Source organism: Pectobacterium aroidearum, from assembly GCF_015689195.1.
Classification (GTDB): Bacteria; Pseudomonadota; Gammaproteobacteria; order Enterobacterales; family Enterobacteriaceae; genus Pectobacterium; species Pectobacterium aroidearum.
This window is the reverse complement of sequence record NZ_CP065044.1, coordinates 3,101,547-3,127,782: the sequence shown is the minus strand read 5'-3', so window position 1 is coordinate 3,127,782 and position 26,236 is coordinate 3,101,547. Positions and strand designations below refer to the sequence as shown.

Here is a 26,236-nt window from a genome sequence, read left to right as displayed (position 1 = left end):
AGCTCATACACCCAAACTTTGGGAGACTCAACTGATATGGATAAATATCAGCTCAGTTAACTCAATTAAGTCTCTTGTAGACCGTCTACATCATTAAAAGCCGAACTACCTCTTCAGTCAGCTTAATTAAAATTCCACGCTGTAAAATTTTCAATTAGGCGTTCTTAACTGATGATTTTGGGAAAAAGCGCCAGACCCTACTGAAGACACCTGAGTGCCAAGATGGCTATCATAATTGTGATAGCCATTTACGCTTCTGAGGCCACTTCGTAGCAATTTTGCTCTACAAATTGTTGCCATTTTTTCTGATAGATATCTGAACTCATCAAAATAGCCTCATCGGTATGAGACTCTTCGCCAGATACACTAATGCCGTGGCCAGTAATTATCCCGCCATGTTCGGTCAAAATGCATCGATTATGAAAGACATCAGCATCACCTCTCTCCCTTAGCTCAAAAACTTGAACCTGTAGATTCGGCAAATCATCTATCAAACCTTGTATAATCTGAAGCCTAACGTGGCCAGCAGATGGACTTCCTCTACCACCATTCTCACTGCCTCTCTTTTCCTTGTAAAATAGCATTATTATCGGGAAGTTACTGACAACTCGATTGCGAGGAATAGATTGAAGCATAAATCGGATAAATCTCACTGCCTCAGTTGTCCAACCATAGGGATCAATAATGACAATTTTATTCTCCGCTAGGCATACTAAATTTGAAACGATAGAGAACAACTCTGCATTCGTGCGTGAAATAACTAATTGACCTGGATGATTCCATATACTGCTTTGGGAGTACATGGAACTTATTGTGATATTGTTGTTTTCTTCAATCTCCATTGATGACAAAATCACACCGAAAGGAATCCTCCTATTTTCAATAACAGCGGCCTCCTGCCAATTGGTAACTTCATGATCCTGAACTTCCCGAACTACAATCGAATTCAAGATATTGATAACCATTTCAGTGTATCTCTGGGCCGTTAACGATTGGGTATCATCAGGGCTATACTGGAGCAAGTAGCTGCGAAGTTTGGATTTTTTTTCCTTTGGGAAGCTGCTGATAATACGAGGTGTACCTAATCCATATTCTCTGAGGAACTCGGCATAATCACGTTCATTCGTTGCCCATGAATATAAAACGTTAGGATCAAGTGCGTATTCGTAAATCATTATATAAGCTCCTCTCGACGCTCAACAAAGAAGCCTTGAGGCCAACGTTCAACAAATTCTCCATCCTCATCCACGCAAATTCTCTTTGTCAAAACACCGTTCTCTGTAGGTTCCAAGTAAATGATTGATACATCTTCTCCTCGTATAGGCTTAGAACCATCAGGGAGTTCATTATCTGTTGTCTGTCTTATTCTTTTTAAAAGTCGAAGAATCAAATGCTCACTGTGTGTTTCGATTAGAAAGGAGTGTTTATCCTTCGCATGAAGAAAAACTTCTGCAATTTCTACTTGAATGCGGGGATGAATATGTAATTCAGGCTGTTCAACGCTTATAAGTGCAATGTCATCATAATTTGCCGCAACAACTATCGGAAGAACCTGAGAAATACCAGTACCCAATTGGTTTGCTGACAGTAGAATATTACTACGAAGTTCTCTAAAGAAAACATGCCGCTTATTGAGTAGCCCCATATGCTCATCAGTACTATCGATATTTGTACTCTCAGCAATAGAGCGGTTGATGATTTCGTAGCCTGCATCAAGTTTGTTGCTTGATGCAAACCAGTCACTAGTGCTTCCGAGCAGCTTTCGGATAGTGCTATCACTGTTGGGATCTTTGTACAGTAAATCCCAAGCTGCTGAACCATCTACCCAGTCCCTTTGTTCTGGATGGGGGTTAGGCACATAATCGTTATCTGGCACTAAGCGAATTGGGCCAATCTGAACACTTTTGCTTAGATATTTCATTAGCATATCAAGGGGTAATACGAAAACCTGACTCAATATCTCCTGAACTACAAGAAAATTAAAGTGCTCATCAAATTCATCAAAATCCTGTCCAGACAAATTGGTAACAACAGGGGTTCCAAGTAAAGGGATTGCACCACTTCGACAGGCTAATGCAATAGGAGCAATGCGGTTTACGAAGTCAGTTCCCGAATTGTCTTTATCTGCTACAGTAGCAGTTGAAGCTGGGTTTGGGTTCAACTGGTTCAGAACCTGCTCAAATTCCGTATGATATTCGTCCAGCTCCAGAGGTTCTCTACCCTCAGCTTCTCCATACTCGCTCTCAAGCCAGTCTTCATTGTTATAGGGGATAAGTAGAGGATGCTGAGTATTAAGCTCCTGAACCAGAGTGTTTTTCAGATCCTCAGAAGAATTGACACAGCCCACGTATACATCATTAGCCCAAACTCGGTAATTTTTTACATAAGCCCGCTTGAAACGCTCTGACCATGCAATCTCGAACTCAACCGTTCCAGATTCGATGCTGCCGCCGAAGTCATTCATCAAAACATAGTGGGCGTATTGAATATGGTTTGTCATCGCATCGACATCCGAACCATAGTATACAAACGGCGTTTTATCCGGCGAATAATCCAGCCGAATTCGAATAGTTTTCGTTAGGTCCTGCCCGTGAACAAGTGCACGAAAACCACCTATTGTTTTGTTACCTAGGGCATCTAGCTTTTGCGGGTTGCAATGCCCTTGCTTCAGAATCTGCTGTACATAAGCGAGTGCCATTAATATAGAGCTCTTACCAACACTATTTGGACCAAACAAAAGTGTCACTGGTGCAATATCGATTGTTTGTGTTTCTTTAAAGGAACGGAAATTTGTCAGTGATATTTTAGTTATTCTCATAATCTAGCCTCTAAGTTATTCTGAACCAATAACTGCTAAATTAGCCATGGTTGTTTTCTTGATAAAAAGAGCGGTACTACCAAGTAATTTCAGACCTTCTTCATTAATTTGATTAGCATCAAGGCCTGGCTGAACAATTATGACATTGAATCTAATAGGGGTTGTCCTAGCACGTTCTTTCATAGCAGCCAGCTCCTTAATAGTACCCTTTAAGAAACGAGAATAGCCACGCGAACGCCATTGTTCCTCACGACGCTTAATATGGTGATATAAATAGGTAAGATTAAGGTGTTTCCAACGAATACACCTCTGTGCCTGACCACATACTTCGTAGAGGTCTTTAAGTCTGGCCCCTGGCTCATCTGAGCCTGAGTATTTGCAATGAATTAAGGTTAGCACAATACCGTCATCAAGGATTTTTAAACCAACTAAATCAGCTGACTCACCTTTTCCATCATCGTTAACAATGACATCGTAATCTTCTTGGATTTCATTGAACCAACGCCATTGGATCGAAGCTTGATCACGTCCATATCCCATGGACTCGATTCTAATATCTGTCCCATGCCAGTCGAAAGCGACAATCTCTTTTCTATCATAAAGGCCAATATTTTGGCTTACATGGACTATATGCGCATTGTATGAAAATGAACCATCAGCGTAATGAATCATCACTGGATCAATTTTCATGTATTCGGCGAGTGACAACGGATCAGATGTACCTCGTTGTACGAAGACTTCAGGGCCTGATATCAGCTGATAATCATAACCTTTGGATGTCGTATTTTTTGAAAGACAAAGCTTGTATTCGGATTCAACCGTATCTGTAGAGAATATGAGTCTCACACTGCCATCATCAAACTTGCCAGCAGCCCTGACTTCCACCAGGTACAGATGAGCTACTACAGCACCAAAGTGAAAATCGACTTTATCCTCAAACGCAGTAAGCAAATACTCGCCCCATTGCGCTGATATCGGATACGACTCATAAGGGGCAAGCAATGGGACAGGACGCAAAAAATTACGCGTCAGGTTATTTGGGTCAGGTTCGGAGCTGAAGATCTTATCCCAGGCTTTCTTAACCCAGTCGCACCAATCAGTAATGCTGCCACCTTTTTGTGGTGACCAGACTTTGCCTCTACGCTGTGAGCATCCCCAGATTACGCGATTCCCTGATTCATAACCGAGGGCGGCAATATTACTCAGGCTGGATTGTGATGCTTCAATCAATGAAAGCCCTTCGGTAACATTTGGGCCAAAGTATTGAGTAAAACTGATAGCTCCGATCTGGGATGCCCCAAGATTTCTTGCCAAGGGGTATTCAATACCGTTAAACACGTTGAATACCTTGTCGCCACTGACGAGTTCAACATTATCGTCGCATATAGCGCTGACTAAATTTTCCACTCGAAATGCTTTGTAGTCATTTGAAAATACAAATAAGGCAGATCTATCGGGGTCCCAATGCGCAATTAAAATCTTGTAGTTCGTATCTTTGAGATCTTTGTAGCTTCCCCATCGGACGGCGGATGTCTGAACAGCTAACACTACAAGCAAATTCTCATCATCTGCTATTGCGTGCCAGGATTCATCGAATTTGGGAAGTTTTTCTTCGTACCTTTTCGGTTCCCACTGGTCGCAAGAGGTCTTGAATAACATAACTGAACAGCTTGGCTCAAGGTTCCAAAGGGAAATCTGGTCATGCAAATCCCCTTCTCTTTTTAAGGCATCCACGACCTCTTGCAGTCGAATCTCCCTTGCAATTCTTCCTTCTGAGAGTCGCCTCAGTACGCTATCCCAATCGGCGTCTGTTGAATAAAGGTGTTGTAGCTCACCTTCGACATTAGGATCTGCAACATTCATTACGACACTCGCTTGCCCGAGATTTTGAGCTCGGTTTACGCGTGTAAAGCGGCCAATGAACTGGAGAGTTACTGCAAGAGACTTATGATGATCATGTAAGGCGGCAATTTTTAAGTTGGGTAGATCGTAGCCTTCACCCAGCATATCTACGCAAATAACGATTCTGGATTGTCTCACCAGCAATGCATCAAGGCGGTTTCTTACCTCAGTTTTAGAATAATCAGAATGAACAATAATTGGGTTAAATTCCGATGCAATTCTCTGATATGTAATAACAAGCTCTTCTGCCCGATGCTTATTGCTTGTGCGAGCCATGAGTAAGTGGTCTAGACCATTATTCAAATCCGCACGCAGTTGACCTATAGCCATCTCTGCGATTGCGTGGTCTACAAGATCGGAGTAGTACTCTTCTACAGGCAACAAATTCACATTTGTAAAATAACCTGCTCGCTGAGCTTCCCCCATAGTGTAGTTATAGATAATTTTCCCACCAAGGGACTTCTTATCATTTCTGAACGGGGTTGCGGTAAACTGTATTACATGCTTATCTCTAAATCGCTCACGAATAGCCAGCCAGGATGATGCTGATATATGATGAGCTTCATCAATAAAAAGATGGGTACACGAGCCACAAAGTGTATTTAACGCATCTTCGGAGCAGGCAGATAATACGCTGGTCGTTGCAACTAAAACATTGGACGTGCCGACTAACTGTTCAGCCTCTTCAACCGTTTGAATTCCCTTTTTAATAATAGCGACGTTAGGGAGTGCAATATTGAAGGGAACGACAGTGAGCTCTGGTAAATACCCAAATTCAATAAATTTTTTGGATATTTGCGACCGCAGGGAATCAGATGGAACGATAACCAGAATTTTCCCACACCGCTGATAAACCATAGTGGCCAGCATTGTTTCCGTTTTCCCCGTTCCTGTAGGCAAAACAACAGTTGCCGGTTCTACTTGTAAATCAGTAGCAAAATAGCCTGCGATGGCATGAAGCGCGCCTAGTTGAGGTTTTCGGAGTCCTGGAAAGTCGTGTTCAGTATCTTCTTCTTTAAACTGAAATTGATTATGCCAAAGTCGGTTAATTTCCTCTGGCTCCTTGCTAAATGCCTGCTCCGGGAATTGCTCCCAACTTAGTTGGATACCTTCCTGCCAATCTTCAAAGGTAAACGGTTCTTTAGCTTTGAGAGAAGCCAAACCATCCGGACATTTACCCCTGGTATTGGGATCTTTCAGATAAATGCAATCCAAAGGAGCAGGTAAACCCGTAACAAGCTCAAGATATCCTGGAAAATCTGCATGTCTGACTTGAGATTCAACTTTCGTTGCTCTGAAAAGCAGTTTGTGCACAAAATTTCCACCCACTTTGCTAGTAGGTGCAGCCTTTGTGGGTAAGGTTAGCTGAATTGTTAGCGGGTCAAATAAGTCCATTTGGACTCACTCCTATAGTTCATCAGGAAAGGGATGCTGACTATTCACAGTTCACCTCGAAAGGCTTTTTGGTTTGAGGATGTAAATAAGTTTTCACTTTCATCCTCATATTTCTCTGAAAAAGCAAGGAATTTTTTGATGTTATTAAAATATTGAACAAATGATCGTTGCTCCAACTCATTTGGTACAGGAAGCATTGTTCTGCTCATTATCTCCATTGTGATGTATTTTGTATTCGATCCTTTGGATATCCTTTTTAAGTTCGACAGTTGGTATTCCAGTGCGAATTTATAGAAAGGATAACTCCAGTTTAGGTTTCGAAGAGTAAGCACATATGTCCGTTGGTAGGCATTGAATTTTCCTTTGTAATGTTTCACGTCATAATCAGCTTGAGCATTATTTCCAGCTAGTAGCAGAGCTTCTTGATTGAAGGCATAGTCATCAATTGCAAACACCTCTTTTGCGCAAGTGAAGAAAGGATACTTACCTCCCACTACCGCAGCATTAGAATTCAGACTACCTGTTCTGATGCTAAAGACTTCCGTCATTGGTATAACATGAGCATTCTTACTGTTGCTGTTTGGATCACCAAACATATTCAGAAAAACAGCACGCAGAAAGTCATTGGCAAGCTGGATGGCTTGCTTGCGCTTACGTCGGATAGCATCTACTTTATCGAGAATGGCAGCGATGCGTTTTTGTTCGTTTAAGGGAGGGAGGGGGATTTGTGTACAGTACAAATCATCTCTGTTCAGTCCAGGAATTGATGTAGTAATTGTCTTCGAAACTAAGTTTGCTCGTTTCAAAGAATAGAACAAATAGCGAAGATCAACTGTCTCACAATCAAATAACTCCAAATAAAACGCAGTATCAATGATCCACCCCCCCTTTGGTGCCCAAACCACCTCGCCGACAGAGCCCTTACGCCCGATGATTAATGTCGGAAAATCTGCCACATAATCGCAGTGCTTGCCCACTTCACCCGAGCTACCGTAAACGATGTAATTGCCCGTATCATCCCTATGTTCTTTTTTAAGCGCTTTGCCGTAATGAGCGACAGCAATATCTTTAAGACTCACTGTAGGCCAACTCATAGCATCTCCTCCAACTCATCCAGATCCGCCATAATCTCGCTTTCCAGCGCTTTCAGCTTTTGCAGAATCTTCTTTGGGTCCTCAAACGCTTCTTCTGCATACACCACTTCTTTGTAGCGGTTGATAGAGAGATCAAATTTGTTGGTGGCAATATCTTTGACATCCACCACGAAGGCCTTTTGCGTTTTATCACCAAAGGTGCTGTGGATCTCTTGGGCAGAGGCATTCTTCTGCACCAAAGCACAATATTGCTTCCACTTAGCGATAGCATCGGGTAGGTCGTTGCCATCTTTGCCTTTCAGCGGTGTGCGCTTATCGTCTAATGAATAACCGTCAGCCTGCAGGTCATAGAACCAGACCCGGTCAGTAGCCCCCCCTTTGGTAAACATCAGAATGGCGGTGCTGACACCAGCATAGGGTTTAAACACTCCACTAGGCAGGCTAACAATACCTTCAAGCTGGTTATTTTCGATTAGTTCTTTGCGCAGTTGTTGGTGGGCATTGCTAGAGCCGAATAACACGCCATCGGGCACGATAACGGCGGCGCGACCACCGAGCTTAAGTGCTCGCAGAATATGGGCAACAAATAGCAGTTCAGTTTTTTTGGTTTTTACCAGGCCCAGCACATCGGGGTTGGTGTTGGTTTCGTCCAGGCTACCTTTGAAGGGCGGGTTGGCAAGTATCACATCGAAGAAGTTTTCTTCCTGCTGAGGAAAGTTTTCTTTAATTGATTTACTCAAACTGTCCTGATAGAGAATATTGGCCCCATTTACCCCGTGCAACGCCATATTCATACTGCTGACGCGCAGCATCGTGGTGTCGAAATCGAAGCCCCAGAACATCTGTTTGTTGATATGGTTTCGGTAAGGCTCTAACAGGTCACCAGAATAGTACTTGTTGCCTTCTTCGTCTGCAAAAACACCGGCCTTACTGGAATGTACACGGTTTAGGTATTCCATGGTGCGGGCGAGAAATCCGGCGGTACCGCAGGCCGGGTCACAGATCGTTTCAGTGGGCTGAGGAGCTGCCAGTTCGATCATGGCATCGATAATATGACGTGGAGTACGGAATTGGCCATTGATACCGGCGGTGGTCAGTTTGCTGAGCAGGTATTCGTAAATATCGCCTTTTATATCGTTTTGAGTCAGTGGTAATGCATCCACCATCTCCACCGCGCTGACCAGTACCGATTCGTTTTTAATTTCAAGATCGGCATCTTGCATATATTCGCCAATATGTCCCAGGGCTTTGATGGCACTGCCGCTGTGGCCTAAACCATCTTGCTCATCAGATTTCTTGCCAAGTTTAGCAAAATAAGGGAAAACGTTTTCCTTAAGATGCTTGTGCAGTTCTTTACCGCTGAGGTTTTTAAAGTTTTTCCAACGCAGCAACTGCCCCGCGGGTGTATTAGGGAACAGGCGATCAAAGTCTTTACTGGTACGGCTTGCTTTACGCTCGGCCAGGTCTTCCTGCATGTCGAGCATACGGGCAAACATCAGGTAGCTGATTTGCTCAATAACCGTTAAGGGGTTGGTGATACCGCCAGTCCAGAATTTTTCCCAGAGTTTGTCGATATCGTTACGTATTTGACCTGTTAGCATTTTTTTCTCTGATATTTAAATGTGCTGGATACGCTATTGCGGCGCTTATCCACTCTACGATTACTGAATGTGAGAGACTGCGTCTCTCTTGTACTTCAATCATTGCCATTGATTTTTTATCAACGGGCATCTTCCTGCTTCAAAAATGGCTCTAAGACAGCTATCAATTCGTCGACGTCACCGGGAGGGAAGACTCCATCAACACCCTCATGCGAAACGGAAATAAAAGGTTTTTCGTATAGTGTGTCGATCACGATAGAACCGTGCTGGGCGATATGGTTCTTCAGCAAGTTCATAAAGCGTACCTGCTTAGCGGTGAGTGCTGGATGGGTGTGCAGAAAACCTTTGAAGTGGTCTTCAATGGCTTGCGGATCCAGCCCTATAATCTCACGTACCGTCAGGTGCAGTTGATCAGCAGTGCGGCCATAGAATTCATTCAGTACCTCCAAACTCACACTCGGATGGCTAGTAAGGATGGTCGAGGTAAGCGTTATCAGCTCTGACTCGGCAATGGGTTCACCTTTATGAATTTTCTGCAACGTGGGGTTAACTGCGATCATTTTATCCAGAATATCTTTGAGTCTGCGGCGATAGATCATGGCCTCATTAGCACCTGAGAAGATTGCCTCGCGCTCTTTTACTTGCAGACCTGAGTCACCTGTTTTTGTTGCTGGCATAGCATATACACCACCGCTGCCGCTGCGGCGGTATTTCATAATGCCGCGCAGTTCTTTACGGGCTTTTTCCAGCTTATCAATCGTGGGATCTTGCCAGAAATCGGCACTACGTACTTCCGCGATGATAGCATCTTTCTGGCGCACAGCCTGGATGTTGACAGCCAGCGTATCAAGTTCAGCCAACAGCTGATCTCGACCATCATCGAAGCCACTGGCTTGCATTACCAGATTACGCTCTAAGTTGGCGATAAGCTTGTCCAACTGTATCGCATGTTTGTCACGCAACACTCGGGCTGACATTAATGGTGCGATATTACTGACCAGTAGATACTGAGTTTTAGCGTCAAAGCGCTTCAGTAAATCGGTTTGTTGTAGCTGGTGTACGACCCGTAATTCGCGTTTTACTGCAATACTGGTGTCTGGCAGGTCGTTAATATCGGCACGCAGTAATTCAATCGCTGCATCGAAGGCTACTGCATGGTTTTGTTGTAAGGCAGCTTGAGCCAGCTCAAATCGGGCTTCGAAGGTGGTTTGCAGCAAGGATTTGCCGCCAGTGTTTTCTGGCTCCTGATATTCCTCTTCAAAGAAATCGAAGTTGCCGTAATGGTCAAAAATCAGGAATTCGGTTTTGTGTTTGTCAGGCCCGAAAAGATGGGGCCGTAGGCGCGTACCTCTGCCAATCATCTGCCAAAATTTCACCCAGCTTTTTACAGGCTTAGCAAACACCAAATTGACCACTTCGGGCACGTCAATGCCCGTATCGAGCATGTCGACCGATATCGCAATACGAAACGCATTATCCGCTTTTTTGAACTCTTTGATCAGGCTTCCTACATGAGGAATCTTATTATGGATGACCTTACACACTTTAGTACCATACTGTGGGTACAGCTTGCAGAACCGTCTTTCCAGATGCTCGGCATGATCTTGACTTTGGGCAAAGATAATGGTTTTACCGACTAGCGAGCCGGTTTCATCTTTGATGCCATTGTTGATCAGATTTTCCAGAATAATGCGGTCCGTATCTTCACTGAAGATCTTACGGCCAATATCTTTGCCTGCAACCGTGGTATTACGGGCTTCTTCATCGCCCAAATCTTCTTCTAGTTGGCGCTTCTGCTCTTCGGTGAGGTCATTGTAGTGGATACCATCACGCAGGAAGTCGGTGGTGAGGTCTTTAACCCGGAACGGTACCAAATAGGGTGGTTCGTTGTTAATCGCTGCATCCAGCCCGAATTCAAACGTTGGGTCAGTGGTTTCACAATCGAATATATCGAACGTATTGCGACTGATAAATTTCACCGGGGTCGCGGTTAGGCCTACTTGTAGCGCATCGAAGTAATCGAACAGATCGCGGTATTTGTTGTAGATACTGCGATGGGATTCATCCGCAATGATCAGATCAAAGAAGCCCACATCTAGTTGAGCGAAGCGGTTCATCATGCCGGGGTAAGTGGCAATATAGATACGAGCACTTTTATCAATCTTGTTGATTTCACCAATCACACAGCGTGGCTCTGAAGGCAGATTTTGCTTAAAAGCGTCGTCGGCCTGAACTCGCAGTTCTTTACGGTCACACAAAAACAGAACACGTTTGGCCCAGCCAGTGCGAAGCAGTAATTCAGCCAGTGCAATGGCAACACGGGTTTTTCCTGTACCGGTCGCCTGAATAATCAACGCCTTGCGGCGCTGGTTCTGGAAGTGGGCCGCGACCGTTTTAATGGCTTCGATCTGATAAGGGCGGTCAGCAATGCTAAGCTCCGGGTTGAATTTTTCCAATTCAGCGGTGCGGTAATGGCGTTGGTAGATCAGATAGTCCAAGCTGTCCTTACTGTAGAAGCCATACACCGGGCGATAGGTATTGTACTGATGATCGTCCCAAATGAAGGTTTCATAGCCGTTAGAATAGAAAATTACTGGCCGTTGGTAGCCCATGTGCTCAAAAGCATCAGCATAGAGACGAGCCTGCTCTCGACCGGCTTGCAGATTGGTATTACCCGATTTTTTCGCTTCGATAACGGCAAGCGGGTGACCGTTGTCGCCCCATAGCACGTAATCCACCCGACCTTTGCCTGAGGGATTGTTGGGAAAGATCACTTCAAATTCCTGACCAACCTGTTCAGGGTTGTGGATATCCCAACCGGCTTGCAACAGCATGGTATCGACCAATAGCGCACGGGTTTTGGCTTCGTTCCATTGCAGACTGTCGGCCACTTGCTGACTCTGCTGCTGGCGTTTTTGTCGGTCCAACGTTGCAGGAAGCTCAAGTTTATCGATATTTTTGGTGCGCTCATGCTCCAATTGCTCCATCACGCGTTCGAGTGCTTCCTGCTGTTTTTGCAGTTCTTTTTCGTAGCTTGAAACGGATTTTTGTAGCTGATTTAGCCTTACCGTAGGGTCTGTTACCTCGACTAACGCGGGAATCTGATCTTTTTTCTTACTGTAGTACTTAACGCCCATATACATGGCCAACTGGTACGCAGTACCCAGTGCCATTTGAGCATTATGCACATTGCCTTCTGCGCCATGAGCGGTATCATTACCTTGAATACGCAAAAAATTGATTTGGTTAATCAGCGATTTACTGACACAGCTTTTGAAAACCGGGCTTTTGGTCAGTTCATAGAAGCTGGATTGCGGCATGCGCGGCAGCCGTTCTTCCTTATAAATGACTTTGGTCAGCTCTTCAGCAAAACTACGTAGGCGGGTGAGGGTACTGCCGGGATCAATATGTAGTACCGCCTCGGCCAGACCCCCGAGGTTGGCAAGCACATCGTTCTCAGGTCGTAAGAATTCAAAATTAGTTGATTTCATAATAATTTTTATGCCCCTGCTGGCCCACGCTCTACATGTATGATGTTTAGCAAAGGTTGTGCCAAGTTTATTCAGACACTAAGAAATACCGTACTTTTCCATCCAATTATTCAGTGTTTGGTAGTTTTTCAACCCCAGTAGCTTTGCTGCCCTAGTCTTGTTCTGGCCGCTATGCTCCAACGCTTTACGGATATAATTTGCAGCAATATTTCCAATAATTTCCTGTATATCAACACCTTGTGAAACATCTTTTTCCATCAGTCTTGTTTCTCGCTCTGGCATATGAAACATCGCCTGACGGATATCCGTGGCGGTAATATTATCACCTTGGCACCAAAGAGCCGCGCGTAACAATGTGGATTGCAATTCACGCACATTTCCTCGCCAAGCGTATTGCAGGATAAGATTCTTTGCGTCAGGAGAAATTTTTTTATGCCTAAGCATTGGATCATGGATACTCATCGCGTTAACAAGACTATCTGCTAGTAGTGACACATCCCCGGCACGTTCTCTCAGGGGCGGCAAATGTAGCACGCCAACCGCGACGCGGTAGAACAGATCTTCCCTAAAGTTACCATTGACGACTTCGCTCATCAGGTTACGGTGAGTCGCCGTAATCAGGCGAACGTCGACATTTTGTTCTTTTATGCCGCCGACAGGGATGAATGTTCCTTCCTGCAACACGCGCAATAAACGCACTTGTATACTGGGTTCCAACTCGCCAAATTCATCCAGAAAAAGCGTCCCGCCATTTGCTTGCTCGAATAAACCAACCTTGTCGGCTAAGGCACCAGTGAAGGCACCTTTCTTATGACCGAAGAGGATTGAATCAACCAGCTCGGTTGGAATGGCGCCGCAGTTAACCGGCACAAATGGCTTGCTGGCCCTATGACTTGCATTATGAATAGCACGGGCAAAGAGCTCTTTACCTGTACCAGTCTCCCCATAAATCAGTACTGGCACCTCACGTTCTGCCAGTATTTGTGCCTGCATTTTTAGATACTGCATATGGGGATTTCGGGTGACAATATTGTCAAAGGCCGCATTGATAGGGGGACTGGTTTTTGCTAGTTGGCTAATCTTTTCACTACCGATATTTTTAGCGGCGGGCAGATATTCTGCGGAAAGCTCAAAGGGGATATCGACTTGCTGGACACCCTGCTCAATGGATGATTGGTAAAACTGGCAGGGATAACGGGTCTTACCCAGTAAGATCCACACTGCCTGCATGGCTGGCGTACCAGGGCTTAACAGGAGGAATAACTCGGCTCCCTCTGCGGTAAGCCTGGATAGTTGCAGATCGACCTGGAGATAGATTTCACCGAAGTTTACCGGCGAAGAGAGCGAAATAGAATGAGCACGGATCGGTGTGGAAATTAGCCCCTGCAACCAGGCCAAGTAGGGTTTCACCTGATGTTCCGGGTAGTTGTAAAGCAGCTCTACGGTATCAAATGGTTGCGCTATAAGCGTCGCAGCAATCGGACCAAGCGCTTGGCCATGGGCTTCAGAACTGCCGGTGGCTTTGAGGTCGTTCCCTCCAATCCAACTGACCAGCGTATGGGGCTTATCCTTGCTCATCCGTAAACTCCAGCGTATCAGCCACTTCACATTCAAATAGGCGACAAAGTTTATCCAAAGCCTCGATGTCGATCTTCTGCGCCATCTCCTTATACATTAGCGTCACAGTATTTCGGCTAAGGTCTGTTTCACGCAAAACATCGGAGATCTACATTTTTCGCTTTCCCATAAGGCGAGCGAGATGGCAACGAATCATGGCCTGACTCTATGGTGTACACAATTAGTCTAATTATAATTCAGTAATCTGGAAAAATTAAATATTAGCTTCAATATTTATACTTAAATATGAATAAATTAAGGTGAAGGGGGGATTGAACAATTCACATAACCTAAAGTATGCGCTTAAATCTAAATGAGCTTTTGAAGTGATATTCACCCCCTAAAAACCTGCCCTCGATGCCATTCCACAAACTGCTCAAGCGGGTAATACTCCCGCTTTTTAGGCAGAAACAGCGGTTTTTCCTCAAAATCCCAGAATAGCCTTTCGACGATCTTGCTGCCATTCACGCCTTCAGAAACCATCAACTTCATACTGTCATCAATACCGATAACGCCAATATCAAACGCAGAGTGATGTACTGAGCACAAGGCCAATCCGTTGGTCACGGTGCAAGGGCCACCGTATTGCTTCCATTTGATGTGCGCCGCCTCGAGGCCGACAGGCGTTGTATCATGTCGTAAATCATAACCGCAGACCGCACAGCGGTATTGATACGCACGTAGTACCGTTTGACGGAAATGAGGATCGCGAGACTTGCGTACATCATCTAGCGACAGCTCCAGGCGGTTGGCAATTACGTCCTGAACACTTTCAGGAAAATGCTCGCTTAAAATCTGCTGAGCCAGTTTATCGATAAGTTGAGGTTGTTTGCATAATAGTTGATAGCTGGCTTCATTAAATCCCCCCATGACATCGTGCTGAATCAGCTCGCGGTTTGGCGGCTCTTTACTCCCTTTCTGCGGTGAACAATGCTCGTCGTTCTGCAACTGCCAAAAACCATCTCCCTTCAGTCGCCAGAATGGCATTTCAGGGTAATGAGCGCGTCGCTGTGGCCCAAAACTGTTTAAAAGTGCCAAGAGTTGCGGACGGATTTCGTCGCCATAGTGAAACAGGCGCGGGTGTCCTTGCTGATAGGCCGATAGGACATAAAGCAGCAACAATGGCTTATGAGGCGCACGTTGATCACCTTTACGCCATATAGACATATTGGAAATTGCGGTTTGAAGTTCCTGAACAGATGGCATGCGCAATACAAACAAAAAGGGAATATATTGCGATAATGCTCGCAAAATCAGTGGGATTCAAGATGTATAGCGTATGGTTCTATTCGATTGATATGGATTTCTTAAGTTCCATTAGGATTATCTCACCATGAATATCGGAGCGGTTACCAGAGCCATTTTGTCACTATCATCTCATTACGGTTGGCGGGAAACATCAATACGCTGCTGTACCCAGGCTTCTACTTCGCTTTTCAGCCAGCGTGAGCTACGTCCGAGTTTGATCGGTTTTGGGAATGCGCCTTCCTGAATCAGTTTGTAAAACCACTTATCGGTAAGCTGTGTAAACTCTGTGATAAACGCCATGTCGACAAGCTGATCGTTCAATAAGGATGTGGTATTGCTCATGATAAATCTCCTTTAAGTCAGTAAGTTAAAGGAGGAATGACTGATGATTGATGTAAAATACAGTCCTCCTCAGTGGATGGAAGACTGCGTAAAAAACTAAATACCAAATGTGATGATCCACTAGCTACGTTTTCGATAATAGCCAGTGTGATCAGTAAGGTACGAATTGTTCCTATGAATTGCTTAGCATTAGGCTGAGCATCCCATTGTGCGTACTTTCCTGCTGTACTGCTTGTCTCGGTGTTTCGCCATATACTCAATGCGGCTATTTATGTCGTCAAAGTTGGTACCTTTGCTTGCGTCTGCCCAATACAGGTAATAGCAAGGATTTGTGGGGAATGTGACAAGTGTGCGGTGTTGCTCTGCATCCAGACTCAATGCGCTGCACCATGCCTGAATGATCATATCAGCCAAATTGCCTCTTTGTGTGTAATCACCGAGCGTATAGAACGCATCTTTATTGAACATGAGCAGTGCGTGGTAATGGATTTTCGTACCACATTGATTTTGCTCCCTGACCCAGACGTAGTGCAGGTCTGACTGGTGAATCTGTTTACCGGGGTTTTTCTTTACCTGTCGTTTGTATTTGGCTATGAGTCGAGATTCTAGGGCCGGTGTAAAGGCGCTAACGGCCTTATTATTTTCAACATGAACATTATCAGGGAAATGCAAATCAACGCGAACAACAAACGTTCTATGGTGAGCTAGCACCGCTAACTCCAGCGTCTTTTTAATTTTATAAAGGTAATAATTATTATATTTTTCAGGGGGGATTTTCTTCATGGCATTATCTCAATGAATGTTGGTTTCAGACAATCCACATTCCTTTGAAAAATAAAATCTCGTGGTTAGTGGTAATGGTCAGCACTCATCGTTCTGTTACTATCAATGAGTGCTGTACACCATGCCTCCAAGGTTATCCCACCCCATATGACTCAAGTACCTATACCTTCCAGCATAAGATATGCATATACGATGTCTACTTGTCATTGATAATGATTAAAATAGGATCTAATGCTTATCATCATAGCGTTATGTATATTAATCCCTTCTTTAATAGATATTATCCAATCCGATAGATGTTCCTGATTCTCAAAATCGAAGAAGTGTGGTGCTACCTGGCCTTTGTACCCGAATTTTGCCATTTTAAGACTGATTTTTACTCTGGAGTTATCTCTTCTGGACCAGTCATCAAATGCTTAAGGAGGCGCAGAACGAACACATCACCTTTCCGTGCATGGTTTCCCGACGTTGCGAATAATTGGGTTTCTTGACCGATCGTATCGCAGCTCCCTTGTCTGATACATCAGTGAGAACGGTATTACTGCGATTACACCTGATAGTATCTGGCGTAATTTTTCACAGAATCGCCTATTGAGTGAGTATCGTAAAGATGGATACTTGATTTCCTTGGGTATCTTTTATCATCAGCCATCCACAGCATGATAACTTACAACTCATTGTATAAATTTGTTTTGTTTTAAAGTAGGTCACTTTTTAGTGACCTACTTTTTGTTTGATTGATATAATAAAGTGACTTACTATGACGATGTATCCAGCGGTTAAAGGTCCATCGAACATGGCAAGCAAGCATAAAATTACAACCTACTTTTCCAATACGACAACCTATGACTGGGTGACAAATACAGCAGCCGAACAAGGGGTAACAAAGTCGGGATATCTCGAAGGATTAATCAGGCAGGAGATGGAACGCAATCAGGAAAAAACGATAATAAAATCAGGGATAATGATTTATGAACCCTATAAGATTCAAGGTCAACATTTTATATTAGCGAGCCAATGCAATATTAACGTTATGCCATTTCGTTCTGTGAAAGAAAGAGAAGAGTATCATAACAAAACACTTAATAGTGATATAGATGCCTCTATATATAATGATTTTAATAACGAGGTTACAATAAAGCACATATCACTGCCGAGACTTGATTATTTCGTTATCCTACTAAAAACGGAGCTTGAGGGGCGGGTTTTTATACGCAATGAAAATTTATTTAATATAATTTATTATGTGAACTATCACCCTATCATCATCACTCAAGAACTATGGATAAAACATGGTGGTTATTATGATTTTTTCAACATTAACTATTTGAGGCAGACCAACCTCATCAGTAAAAATTGGCAGCAAGGTATTGCTAAAAGATATACTGGTTTTGCTCCCATTGATGATAGAAAAAAGTTTTGTAAAGATAAAAATGGTTTTTTCATTCCTGTGTTACGAGAGCCTGTATCCTGGAACGAAATAGTAAACAAAAAAGCAGAAAAGGAAGGTCTATTTCCGGGAGGGGTTGTTATTCGGGGTATTACGACAGCATTCAGCCAGGAGAGATTTAATTTAAAAGACCGTAAATTACTTAAAGAGCCCTACCAATTATCCTGATTACAGTTGCATTATTTTATAGAAATACATTATTCCTGTGATATTCGATAATGTGATTATTACAGGATATAAAATGAAACAGAAATCTCAACTATACCTATTACTGGCTCCCGTATTGTCATCGATGCCCGACGATATCGCCTACCGAATTTTTAACCAGCTTGATAAGGCCATTCATTATTCACCTGTTATTGGCCTGATGGGCAAAAGTGGCGCTGGCAAGTCCAGCCTGTGTAATACGCTTTTCAGTCCTCCTCCTGCCAAAGTGGATGCCGTCAACGGATGTACCCGGCGCATTCAACGTTATCAGGTAAGTTACAAGTCACATACCCTTAGCCTTATTGATTTTCCTGGTGTGGGTGAAACGCCAGGGCTCGACAAAGTCTATTCTCGTCTTTATCAGGAATGGGCTGAGAAGTTGGATTTGATTATCTGGGTGCTGAAAGCAGATGAACGCGCCTGGAATGAGGATATCCAATGTTACCGAAAACTCCTTCAGGCTGGTTCTGACCCGGCCAGATTTCTTTTTGTACTCAGCCAGGCTGACAAAATTGAACCTTGTCGCGAGTGGAAGAACAATCGCCCTTCTGAGAGTCAGTATAAAAATCTGACGCTCAAGACAGAACGAGTGGAATCAACCTTTAAACCTGTACACCCTGTTTTGGCTGTTTCTGCTTCGGAAGGGTACAACCTGCACCAGTGGGTGGAAACATTCATAATGGCATTACCAGCCAGAGCCAGTGGTGGTGTTGTCGGCCGACTGGGAACCGTGTATAGAACAGAAAAAGTGATTGGCAGTGCACGTGAGCGTTTTGCCGATGCGGTTGGCGACATATTTGATGAGACAATCGGCAACATACTCACTTCCAAGGCATTTTCAACAGTTCTATTAACAGTAAGAGAACGTCTGATTTCACTGGCTAAATCACTTTGGCATATCTTCTTTTAATTCCTTTTCTGTGGTGGCGTTATCACTTTCGTTATGATCTGTTTTAACGATCGAACATTGATTTATGATAGTTTATGTCGATTAATAAATAATTATCGATCGTTTTTATGATAGATAATGACGATCGATTTATACATATCGATCTGAATTAACGATTATCTCTCCTTGCGCTATCCCTATACGATCTTTCATCAGCCAGCTAAAGCCACTCCTTCTGCCACTCAATCCAATTAACTGGTTAATAAGGATTATTTTCCTATTTCATTCATTTCTTCACTTTTAAAGGGTAACTTCACTATGTTTAAACCGTATCCGCTTTCCAAATATGATAGTCACGCCTGGTCTATGGCTATCGGGCTTCCCGCCATCTGGGCCATTTCCGCAATTTTTCTGCCACAACAAGTAGCCCTAACGCTCTATACCGTCTTTTCTCTAATTTGGGTATTACTGGATCGTCTGCAACTGATGAAACAGGAAAAAGAGGCACCGGCAGTCTGGTGGTTTGTATTGCCAATGGTCTATCTACGTCAGCGTGATGAAAGGCAAGGAAAACCGTGGCGTTTATTGCAGGTATGGCTGCTTTGTACTGTCCTCTCCGTGTTGGTTGGTAATCATTTTAAAAGTCAGTCAGGGACAGATCTTCTGGCGCAAAGTGCCTGCCCTGTTGTTACAAAAATTATGAAACGTCAGGGAATTGAAGAACATTGCATTCGTGTTACTGATGTAAAAGAAGAAGTTAAAGGGCGCTTTTATCAGGCCTATGCATTGATGAATTCTGGTTTTAAACAACCGTTAACGATTGAGGTACGAGCAGACAACGCCATCTATGTCACGCTCGCAGATGAAAAATAACAACAGGGCATCATAAAGGACTATTTATATGAAAAATATAATGATAACCACGCTATTGGCTATATCGCTATGGAGTTCTCAGTTGTATGCCGCTGCTTATGATCCCAAGCCAATTAGCTATAAGAATGCGGTTGTTGACACCGTTGATGTTAGACACAACAAAATAGCGGCAGGTGTTGATGATTTTATCATTATCGGTAAAAAGGGACGTAACACGGAGAAATTCGTTCTGACGTGTTATGCCAAAGACAATCAGCTAAATATACGGTACTACCTGAAAGGGATTTACGGTGACAACGTCGAAGGCGCAACAGGAATGACCGTGCAGTATTATCCTGGTGGTATTCATCAAATGAATAACAATGCTGACCATGCTAAAACGCTCATGGATAGCCTCCACTCGGCTAATCTGGCAAAAGCGATTTCCAATATGCTGGATTATCGAACAGGCTCATTTGTTTTTCATTTCTATTATAACGATGGCACCTTTGATCATAACCCAATGGGGTGGAGCTATCAGTATCCAGCAACGTTGCTTGCCAAAAAGTTGGGTCAGTCCCTGATTGATGCCAATGCAAAGCACTGTGATATCAAACGTGGATATAGCTCGCTTTCTGCGCTTGCCGCCCCCTAACGTTGTGTTGTTTATTTGCTCTGAAAATGACTGGCCCACAGGTTATCTGATGGGCCAACTCACGTGCTTTCCCTTGCCCCATAACAGTCACAGGCTGCGATGAGTACGCCAAGGGATATCAGTTACTGAAAAGAATAGGATTGCTACTCTGACCTGCTCTTTTTCTATTCATTCCTCTCTTTCTGTTCAATTACAAGGAACCACCATGTCATGTAATTCATTGGCAGGCCACGTTGCGTCCAGAGAGCAACGCATCATCCAGATGGCGTTGTGCTTGCTGGAAAAACGGGTACGAAAAAATGCGCGACAGTTTAAAACCTCGGAGGACACCAAAAGCTGGTTGATGTTGGAACTCAGCAGTCTGGGGCGTGAAGTCTTTATGGTGCTGTATCTGGATAACCAGCATCGTCTGATAGAAAAGGAAGTTATCGCACTGGGCGGTATCAACAGTACCGAAGTGCATCCACGTGAAATCCTCAAAGCCTCACTGCGCCATAATGCCGCCGCCGTGATACTGGCACACAATCATCCTTCCGGCTGTGCCGAGCCCAGTCAGGCTGACCGCCATATCACCGACAAGCTGAAGGACTCACTGTCACAACTCGACGTCAGAGTCCTCGATCATCTGGTTGTCGGCGGTACTGAGGTAGTGTCGTTCGCTGAACGTGGCTGGTTGTGATGCTCACATTTACTACCGCTCTTTTATAAGGAAACCATCATGCCATCATCGGAGACCCCGGAATGGGGACTAAAACGTGCCGTCATGCCGCAATTCGGAGCCAGGCTGGTGCAGGAAGGTCACTATCTGCATTATCTGGCAGACCGGGCCAGCATTGTCGGTACGTTTAGCGAAACGGAAGCCCGTCATCTGGAACGCTGCTTCCCGGAGATGATTAAGCAGTTGGAACAAAAACTGTGCTCGGGTGAGTTGAATCCCCGCCAGCAGGGCTGCATCACGCTGCATTGCAACGAATGGACCTGTGAAGCCGATACGCTGGGTAGTTTTGGTTACGTGTATATTGCTATTTATCCCTCTGCTGCGGCAGCAGAATAACCCGTTGTTTCTCTCGCCATCCTGAACGCCTCCCTGATTTTATCGACTTAATCTGAAGAGAATATTCCCATGCAAACCATACCGGAAATCCCGTCACGGGAGGAGCAATCCTGCCCGTCACCTATAGCCGTCTGGCAGCAACTGCTTACCTACCTGTTAGAAAAGCACTACGGCCTGACGCTGAACGACACACCGTTCTGTGAGGAAAACGTCATTCAGGCGCATATCGATGCTGGCGTCACGCTGGTCAATGCCGTCAATTTTCTGGTGGAGAAATACGAACTGGTGCGTATCGATCGCGACGGTTTTAACTGGCAGGAGCAATCACCGTTTCTCACCGCCGTTGATATTCTCCGTGCCAGACGCGCTACCGGCTTGCTTAAAGCATAAAGACTGCGAGTCACTTTCCAGTCACACCACGCCAAACCTGTTTATTCCTCTCCCCGATGCATAATGCGCCAGTCCTTAGCGGCTGGCGCATTTGCTTTTATGTATGGACCACAAATGATGCAAATTGAACCCGAGGTTTTGACCGAACATACCGAGCTGATTTGCTCGACCAATATCGAACGTATCGTTACCGGACGTGATACTGCGCTGCAACAGATAGAACAGCTCCTCAACCAGCTACGGGCGATCTCAATACTAACAGCGACTATTGGTGGCGGCACCGCTGAAGACTGGGCGTTAAAGCAGGGGCATCGCTACGACTGCTGGCTAACAGAAGTACCCAACAAGGCGATGCCAGCCATCACCCGCACGCTGGATCGAAATATCTGGCGCGACCTGATGCTGAAATCCGGCATGCTGTCGCTTATGGATGCTGAAGCGCGTAGCCAGTGGCATAAAAATCTGGATGAGGGTGCGTTACCGACCATCAGCGAAGCCAATATCCTCAGCACCTTTGAGCAACTTCATCAGAGCAAGCAGGAGGTATTTGAGCGAGGTGTGATTAACGTATTCAAAGGGTTATCGTGGGATTACAAGACCAATCACCCTTGTTACTTCGGCAAGAAAATCATCATCAGCAATCTGGTGACATACAACCGTTGGGGCTTTGGTCTGAACTGGGGCTGGCGACGCGATCAACTGGCCGATCTGGAGCGTATGCTGTATCTGCTGGATGGTAAACCGATCCCCGACAACCGTGTCGATGTCACCATCCGGCTGATGGACCATATCCGCGATCATCCCCATCAGCAGGAATACGAGGATGAGTATTTTAGCGTGCGTTACTTTCAGAAAGGAACCGGGCATCTCGCCTTTAAGCGTCTCGACCTGATCGATCAGATGAACGACATTATCGCCAAACATTATCCAGGGATGTTGGCTGCGAGGTAGTGATCGACCGGTTGGATGTGGGATGGAGATTACTCATCTCTTGGCTACGATGCCTGTAGTGCTAATCTGGTAATGTAAAAGAGGATGCGGCATGTCACGTGTCGTTTGGCGGAAGAAGGGCGATGATGAAAAAAGGGAATAGTAGTATCTCAAAAACTGCTGCATTAACCGATGATGTGAAAGACGCAGATACAACTGTGATCGATCACTCGCGTATCACTACGTCATCGGGGGAGGGCTGGGATGGTTGGTTTGCTACCGAGGATGCCACTTCTGATTTTATGGAGGACAGGGAGCAACCTAAAGCCCCCCAGACCTGATGATAGCGGTGAACCGATTGCCAGAAATGCACTCGCTGTCTTGATAATGGTTTTGCTATCTACATTAAACCACGATAGCATCTAACCGCTGAATGAAGTTGTACCGATGTTATTTATACATCAGATTTTGCATCGCAACATTTTTAACATCACTGTTGAATTGTGTGGCGAGTAGTCGCTGGTGTGAAGGGAAAAAGACTGAGTATACAAATGAGGATATATCGTCTATTTTCACTTGTGATGTGTCTTTATTTTCAATAAGATGGGTTGATTTTTCAAGTCCCGTCCCGGCACCATTGTTTTAAAAAGAATTAAAACAAGCACATTATGTGCAATGTCGTAGACCGCCGAGAGGCGGTTTTTTTGTGCCTGAAAATCGCTTTCCTAATATGATTTTTTGTCAGTGCTAGGTCGGTACGACTTTGACCTTTTATTCTGACCATCAATCATCGGAGCTTTGCGGCAGATATCATGTCGTCTGGCTGATAGTCAGGAACTTACTATTTCCTGTTTTTCGGCTAATCGCTCTTATCTAAAAAGGCTGCTGCTTTCCTCTACATAATGTAACGGGCTATAAGCGTCAATGACGCTAAGATGTCACCCGTATCGCTTTAACTGGCTCATTTGCTGCCATTACGCAAGCTGCTGGTCTTGCTCCGCCATTTCTTTTATACGCTCTTGTACTTTGAGGTCTAACGCCATGCGTTCTTCTAACGGCATTGCCTCATATTGCTCCTTGGATATTCCCATGGATGCAAGTACGGAGAAAAATAATCTTTCTTCATGGGACATAGATACCCAGTCCATAAATTCTTGCGCTGCTTTTGAACGCTGAGGTTCAACTTTAGCGCTGTGCTCGTGTCTGGAGATCTGTCCGCTTTCCTTTGCCTTCTCAAGTGCCATTTTGAAAGTATCTTCATCTGGCACAATAGCGTGCTTGTTGGTCTGGGCAAATAAAGAATTAGCCCCCTGGATATCCGATGCGATCATATGAATTCTCCGTAGTTAGACAGGATAGATACTCACACGAACTGAAGGGATGTTATCGAAAAGATACCACCTAGATATATGTTTAATTCACATGATGAGTTGTAATGCTGGAAGGCGACTGAGGGCGGAAATGGCAAATTGATATGGCGCAACGCGACACTTTACATCGCCACATCGCCGTTAAGAAACGGCGACAAATACCGAGGATGTGATGGTTACATTTTCATCTATCTGATTTTTCGGCATAAAAATTTATCTTTTATCACGCCATCAAAGAAACGACCTTTAGAGACGACAGCATCAGACATAAATTTTTTATAGATAGATTCAGGCACGCCAACATATTGATAGATCTCTTTATTATGAAATTCTATCTCAAGGCTGTGCGTTTTTGTATCGTACCCAATCGAATGAATTCGTGACGATGAAACCTGCTGTCGCTGCAATGCTCATTCCTCCCCTGCATAAAATAAGTTCAAACTATCAAAGATTCACTACATGATGCATTGTCGACGATCATGCTTATTTATTGAATATGTATCAAATTTTTGGCGGGTTGGTTAGTAAAATCGGTAGTTTATCGTTTTTATGCTGTGAATTTGTTCAGTTGAGGGGGACACGGCTTGCTTAGAGGAGGATGCAAACCTGCGATGATGAATAGCGGGCTATTCTTTTCCGGCGGTGTCCAGAAACGCAGGCTTGCAACAAGGAAAAATAGTTATTCCTCTTGCGCGTATTCGATCCTGTTTCTGCCGTTGGCCTTGGCCTGATAGAGTGCATCGTCCGCTGCCTTTATCAGACATTCATAATCCGGATGACCGTTGTACACGGCGATACCTGCACTTATGGTCATTGTAATGCTTTCGCCGTTTTGAAGATGAATAGGGTGATCCTGAATTTTCTTTCTCAGTCGCTCGATGATGGTGTGGGCGGCGACTTTGGGCGTCTCAATAAGCACGATCATGAATTCTTCCCCGCCGTAACGGAAAACATAGTCGCTGTTTCTCGTACTTTCATACAGCACTTCTGCAATCCTTTTCAGGATGTTATCGCCAGCAGCATGGCCATAGGTGTCATTGACGGTTTTAAAATGGTCAATATCAATCATGGCGATGCTGAGCGGAGTACTTGAGTGCATTGCCAGCGATATTTCATGCCGAAGAATGGTTGGCAGGAAGCGACGGTTTAGCAGAAGGGTCAACGTATCCTTACCACTTTCCAGCTTTTGGACTTCGTCAAATAGCGATCCCAAAAGCATGTTTATTTTATAAATCTTGCTTCTGACTGCTTTAAGCAGCGGAGCATAATCCTGCTGCGTCAGTAGTGCGGTAGTGCTATAGCCGCGAATATACTCATCCGTTTCCGTTATGATCGAGGCGATAGTGCGTATTCCCTGAATGTTACTGAAACTGGATTTTCCCTTATGGTTAAACCACAGACCGAACTCTGAATCACTTAGGTCCTGGATGCTGGAAAGAGGCGTACCTGTTGCAACGCTGAAAATAAAAGCATTTTCCCAGTTGAGTAGCGATGCGTTCTGACGCTCTCTTTCCATACTGGCATTTTCTAGAATGGAAAATAGCCGATAGGATTCTTCATTTTTGGCGGCGAGCTCGTGCGATTGTGAATAGGTTTTACTCATGATCTCTATGGCAATATCCATAGAGATAGAGGCAAAACGCATGGCATCAAAACACAGCGCTTTATCCTCGGCGACCTGCGCAATGTCTTCATAAAGGTGCCATTTTAGACGCCGGGCTCCGCGCTCAACCAAATCGACGGGAATGCCAATACGTGCATGAATCTGGCCAATTTTCTTTTGATGATTAATCAGGTCAGCCAGGTGCTCTCCGGTATTCGTCAGAATATCTGCTATCCATTTACTCATAGACCCATGGAGGCGATCGTGAACTTGCTGACTGGAAAGAAAAAGTGAAGCTTCCTGATCTTTGAGCATGTAGGAGTAGAACTTGTCAGCAAAGTCGGACGCTTTCTGCTCGGAGATAGTGCGCAGTAGATTAAAAGATTTCTGTGAGGTTGTAGCTATTAATTGCGTCCATTCTGATGTTATGACTTGATTGTAGTCCAACTCATCGTTATCTCTCTGTTCATTAACGTTCAATAGTTCGTTCAACTTTTAATCTCTTTTGCGAGTCTGTCGGATGTACTAGGATAGAAACGATCAAT

The 26,236-nt window shown here is 44.5% G+C and carries 23 protein-coding genes; 9 read left to right on the top strand and 14 right to left on the bottom strand.

What is annotated here, in order from left to right; all coding sequences use genetic code 11:
* Window positions 1-248: 248 nt before the first annotated feature.
* From I2D83_RS14030 to I2D83_RS13980, 11 genes are all read right to left on the bottom strand, one after another.
* Window positions 249-1,175 (bottom strand): hypothetical protein, encoded by a 927-nt coding sequence (locus I2D83_RS14030; RefSeq protein WP_205946730.1) that lies wholly within the window; start codon window positions 1,173-1,175, stop codon window positions 249-251.
* Entirely contained in the window at window positions 1,175-2,818 is a 1,644-nt protein-coding gene (locus I2D83_RS14025) for an AAA family ATPase (RefSeq protein ID WP_205946729.1), read from the bottom strand. The genes I2D83_RS14030 and I2D83_RS14025 overlap by 1 nt, the downstream gene beginning before the upstream one ends.
* A 15-nt stretch (window positions 2,819-2,833) precedes the next feature.
* Window positions 2,834-6,115: a DEAD/DEAH box helicase gene (locus I2D83_RS14020; RefSeq protein WP_205946728.1), complete on the bottom strand. Its 3,282-nt coding sequence runs from the start codon at window positions 6,113-6,115 to the stop codon at window positions 2,834-2,836.
* Window positions 6,116-6,159: 44 nt separating this feature from the next.
* The gene (locus tag I2D83_RS22385) at window positions 6,160-7,209 is read right to left on the bottom strand and encodes a restriction endonuclease subunit S (protein WP_241007223.1); all 1,050 of its coding nucleotides are present in this window, start codon (window positions 7,207-7,209) and stop codon (window positions 6,160-6,162) included.
* Window positions 7,206-8,810: a type I restriction-modification system subunit M gene (locus I2D83_RS14010; RefSeq protein ID WP_205946727.1), complete on the bottom strand. Its 1,605-nt coding sequence runs from the start codon at window positions 8,808-8,810 to the stop codon at window positions 7,206-7,208. Before I2D83_RS14010 ends, I2D83_RS22385 begins: the two co-directional genes overlap by 4 nt.
* A 119-nt stretch (window positions 8,811-8,929) precedes the next feature.
* Window positions 8,930-12,301, bottom strand: coding sequence for a type I restriction endonuclease subunit R (locus tag I2D83_RS14005; protein WP_205946726.1), 3,372 nt, complete (start codon window positions 12,299-12,301; stop codon window positions 8,930-8,932).
* Between the two features lie 78 nt (window positions 12,302-12,379).
* The gene (locus I2D83_RS14000; RefSeq protein WP_205946725.1) at window positions 12,380-13,879 is read right to left on the bottom strand and encodes a sigma-54 interaction domain-containing protein; all 1,500 of its coding nucleotides are present in this window, start codon (window positions 13,877-13,879) and stop codon (window positions 12,380-12,382) included.
* Complete coding sequence (locus I2D83_RS13995) at window positions 13,866-13,976, bottom strand: helix-turn-helix domain-containing protein (RefSeq protein ID WP_431891973.1); 111 nt, start codon at window positions 13,974-13,976, stop codon at window positions 13,866-13,868. The genes I2D83_RS14000 and I2D83_RS13995 overlap by 14 nt, the downstream gene beginning before the upstream one ends.
* Before the next feature lie 275 nt (window positions 13,977-14,251).
* Entirely contained in the window at window positions 14,252-15,124 is an 873-nt protein-coding gene (locus tag I2D83_RS13990; RefSeq protein WP_205946724.1) for a phosphorothioated DNA-binding restriction endonuclease, read from the bottom strand.
* A 174-nt stretch (window positions 15,125-15,298) separates the two neighbouring features.
* Window positions 15,299-15,508: a helix-turn-helix transcriptional regulator gene (locus I2D83_RS13985; RefSeq protein ID WP_205946723.1), complete on the bottom strand. Its 210-nt coding sequence runs from the start codon at window positions 15,506-15,508 to the stop codon at window positions 15,299-15,301.
* 189 nt (window positions 15,509-15,697) lie between these two features.
* Window positions 15,698-16,291, bottom strand: coding sequence for an inovirus Gp2 family protein (locus I2D83_RS13980; RefSeq protein ID WP_205946722.1), 594 nt, complete (start codon window positions 16,289-16,291; stop codon window positions 15,698-15,700).
* A gap of 760 nt (window positions 16,292-17,051) precedes the next feature.
* Between I2D83_RS13980 and I2D83_RS13975 the strand changes: the two genes are divergently transcribed.
* From I2D83_RS13975 to I2D83_RS22510, 9 genes are all read left to right on the top strand, one after another.
* Window positions 17,052-17,909 carry a hypothetical protein gene (locus I2D83_RS13975; protein WP_205946721.1) on the top strand — a complete coding sequence of 286 codons (858 nt, stop codon included), beginning with the start codon at window positions 17,052-17,054 and terminating at the stop codon, window positions 17,907-17,909.
* A 73-nt stretch (window positions 17,910-17,982) separates the two neighbouring features.
* On the top strand, window positions 17,983-18,858 hold the full coding sequence (locus I2D83_RS13970) for a GTPase family protein (protein WP_205568487.1): 876 nt from the start codon (window positions 17,983-17,985) through the stop codon (window positions 18,856-18,858).
* A gap of 297 nt (window positions 18,859-19,155) precedes the next feature.
* Window positions 19,156-19,710, top strand: coding sequence for a hypothetical protein (locus I2D83_RS13965; protein ID WP_094431875.1), 555 nt, complete (start codon window positions 19,156-19,158; stop codon window positions 19,708-19,710).
* A 28-nt stretch (window positions 19,711-19,738) separates the two neighbouring features.
* On the top strand, window positions 19,739-20,344 hold the full coding sequence (locus tag I2D83_RS13960) for a hypothetical protein (RefSeq protein WP_205568485.1): 606 nt from the start codon (window positions 19,739-19,741) through the stop codon (window positions 20,342-20,344).
* 205 nt (window positions 20,345-20,549) lie between these two features.
* Window positions 20,550-21,023, top strand: coding sequence for a RadC family protein (gene radC, locus I2D83_RS13955; protein ID WP_205568484.1), 474 nt, complete (start codon window positions 20,550-20,552; stop codon window positions 21,021-21,023).
* 39 nt (window positions 21,024-21,062) lie between these two features.
* Window positions 21,063-21,398: a type IV toxin-antitoxin system YeeU family antitoxin gene (locus I2D83_RS13950; protein ID WP_205946720.1), complete on the top strand. Its 336-nt coding sequence runs from the start codon at window positions 21,063-21,065 to the stop codon at window positions 21,396-21,398.
* Between the two features lie 69 nt (window positions 21,399-21,467).
* Entirely contained in the window at window positions 21,468-21,788 is a 321-nt protein-coding gene (locus I2D83_RS13945) for a TA system toxin CbtA family protein (RefSeq protein WP_181838212.1), read from the top strand.
* Window positions 21,789-21,905: 117 nt separating this feature from the next.
* Entirely contained in the window at window positions 21,906-22,739 is an 834-nt protein-coding gene (locus I2D83_RS13940; protein ID WP_205948188.1) for a DUF4942 domain-containing protein, read from the top strand.
* Between the two features lie 122 nt (window positions 22,740-22,861).
* Window positions 22,862-23,059 carry an AbrB/MazE/SpoVT family DNA-binding domain-containing protein gene (locus I2D83_RS22510; RefSeq protein ID WP_205946719.1) on the top strand — a complete coding sequence of 66 codons (198 nt, stop codon included), beginning with the start codon at window positions 22,862-22,864 and terminating at the stop codon, window positions 23,057-23,059.
* A gap of 633 nt (window positions 23,060-23,692) precedes the next feature.
* On the opposite strand, the gene I2D83_RS13930 is transcribed toward I2D83_RS22510, so the two are convergent.
* The 3 genes from I2D83_RS13930 to I2D83_RS13920 form a co-directional block, all read right to left on the bottom strand.
* On the bottom strand, window positions 23,693-24,049 hold the full coding sequence (locus I2D83_RS13930) for a hypothetical protein (RefSeq protein ID WP_205946718.1): 357 nt from the start codon (window positions 24,047-24,049) through the stop codon (window positions 23,693-23,695).
* 227 nt (window positions 24,050-24,276) lie between these two features.
* On the bottom strand, window positions 24,277-24,495 hold the full coding sequence (locus tag I2D83_RS13925; protein WP_180777774.1) for a KTSC domain-containing protein: 219 nt from the start codon (window positions 24,493-24,495) through the stop codon (window positions 24,277-24,279).
* A gap of 272 nt (window positions 24,496-24,767) precedes the next feature.
* Window positions 24,768-26,183 (bottom strand): diguanylate cyclase, encoded by a 1,416-nt coding sequence (locus tag I2D83_RS13920; protein ID WP_205946717.1) that lies wholly within the window; start codon window positions 26,181-26,183, stop codon window positions 24,768-24,770.
* Between the last annotated feature and the right edge of the window lie 53 nt (window positions 26,184-26,236).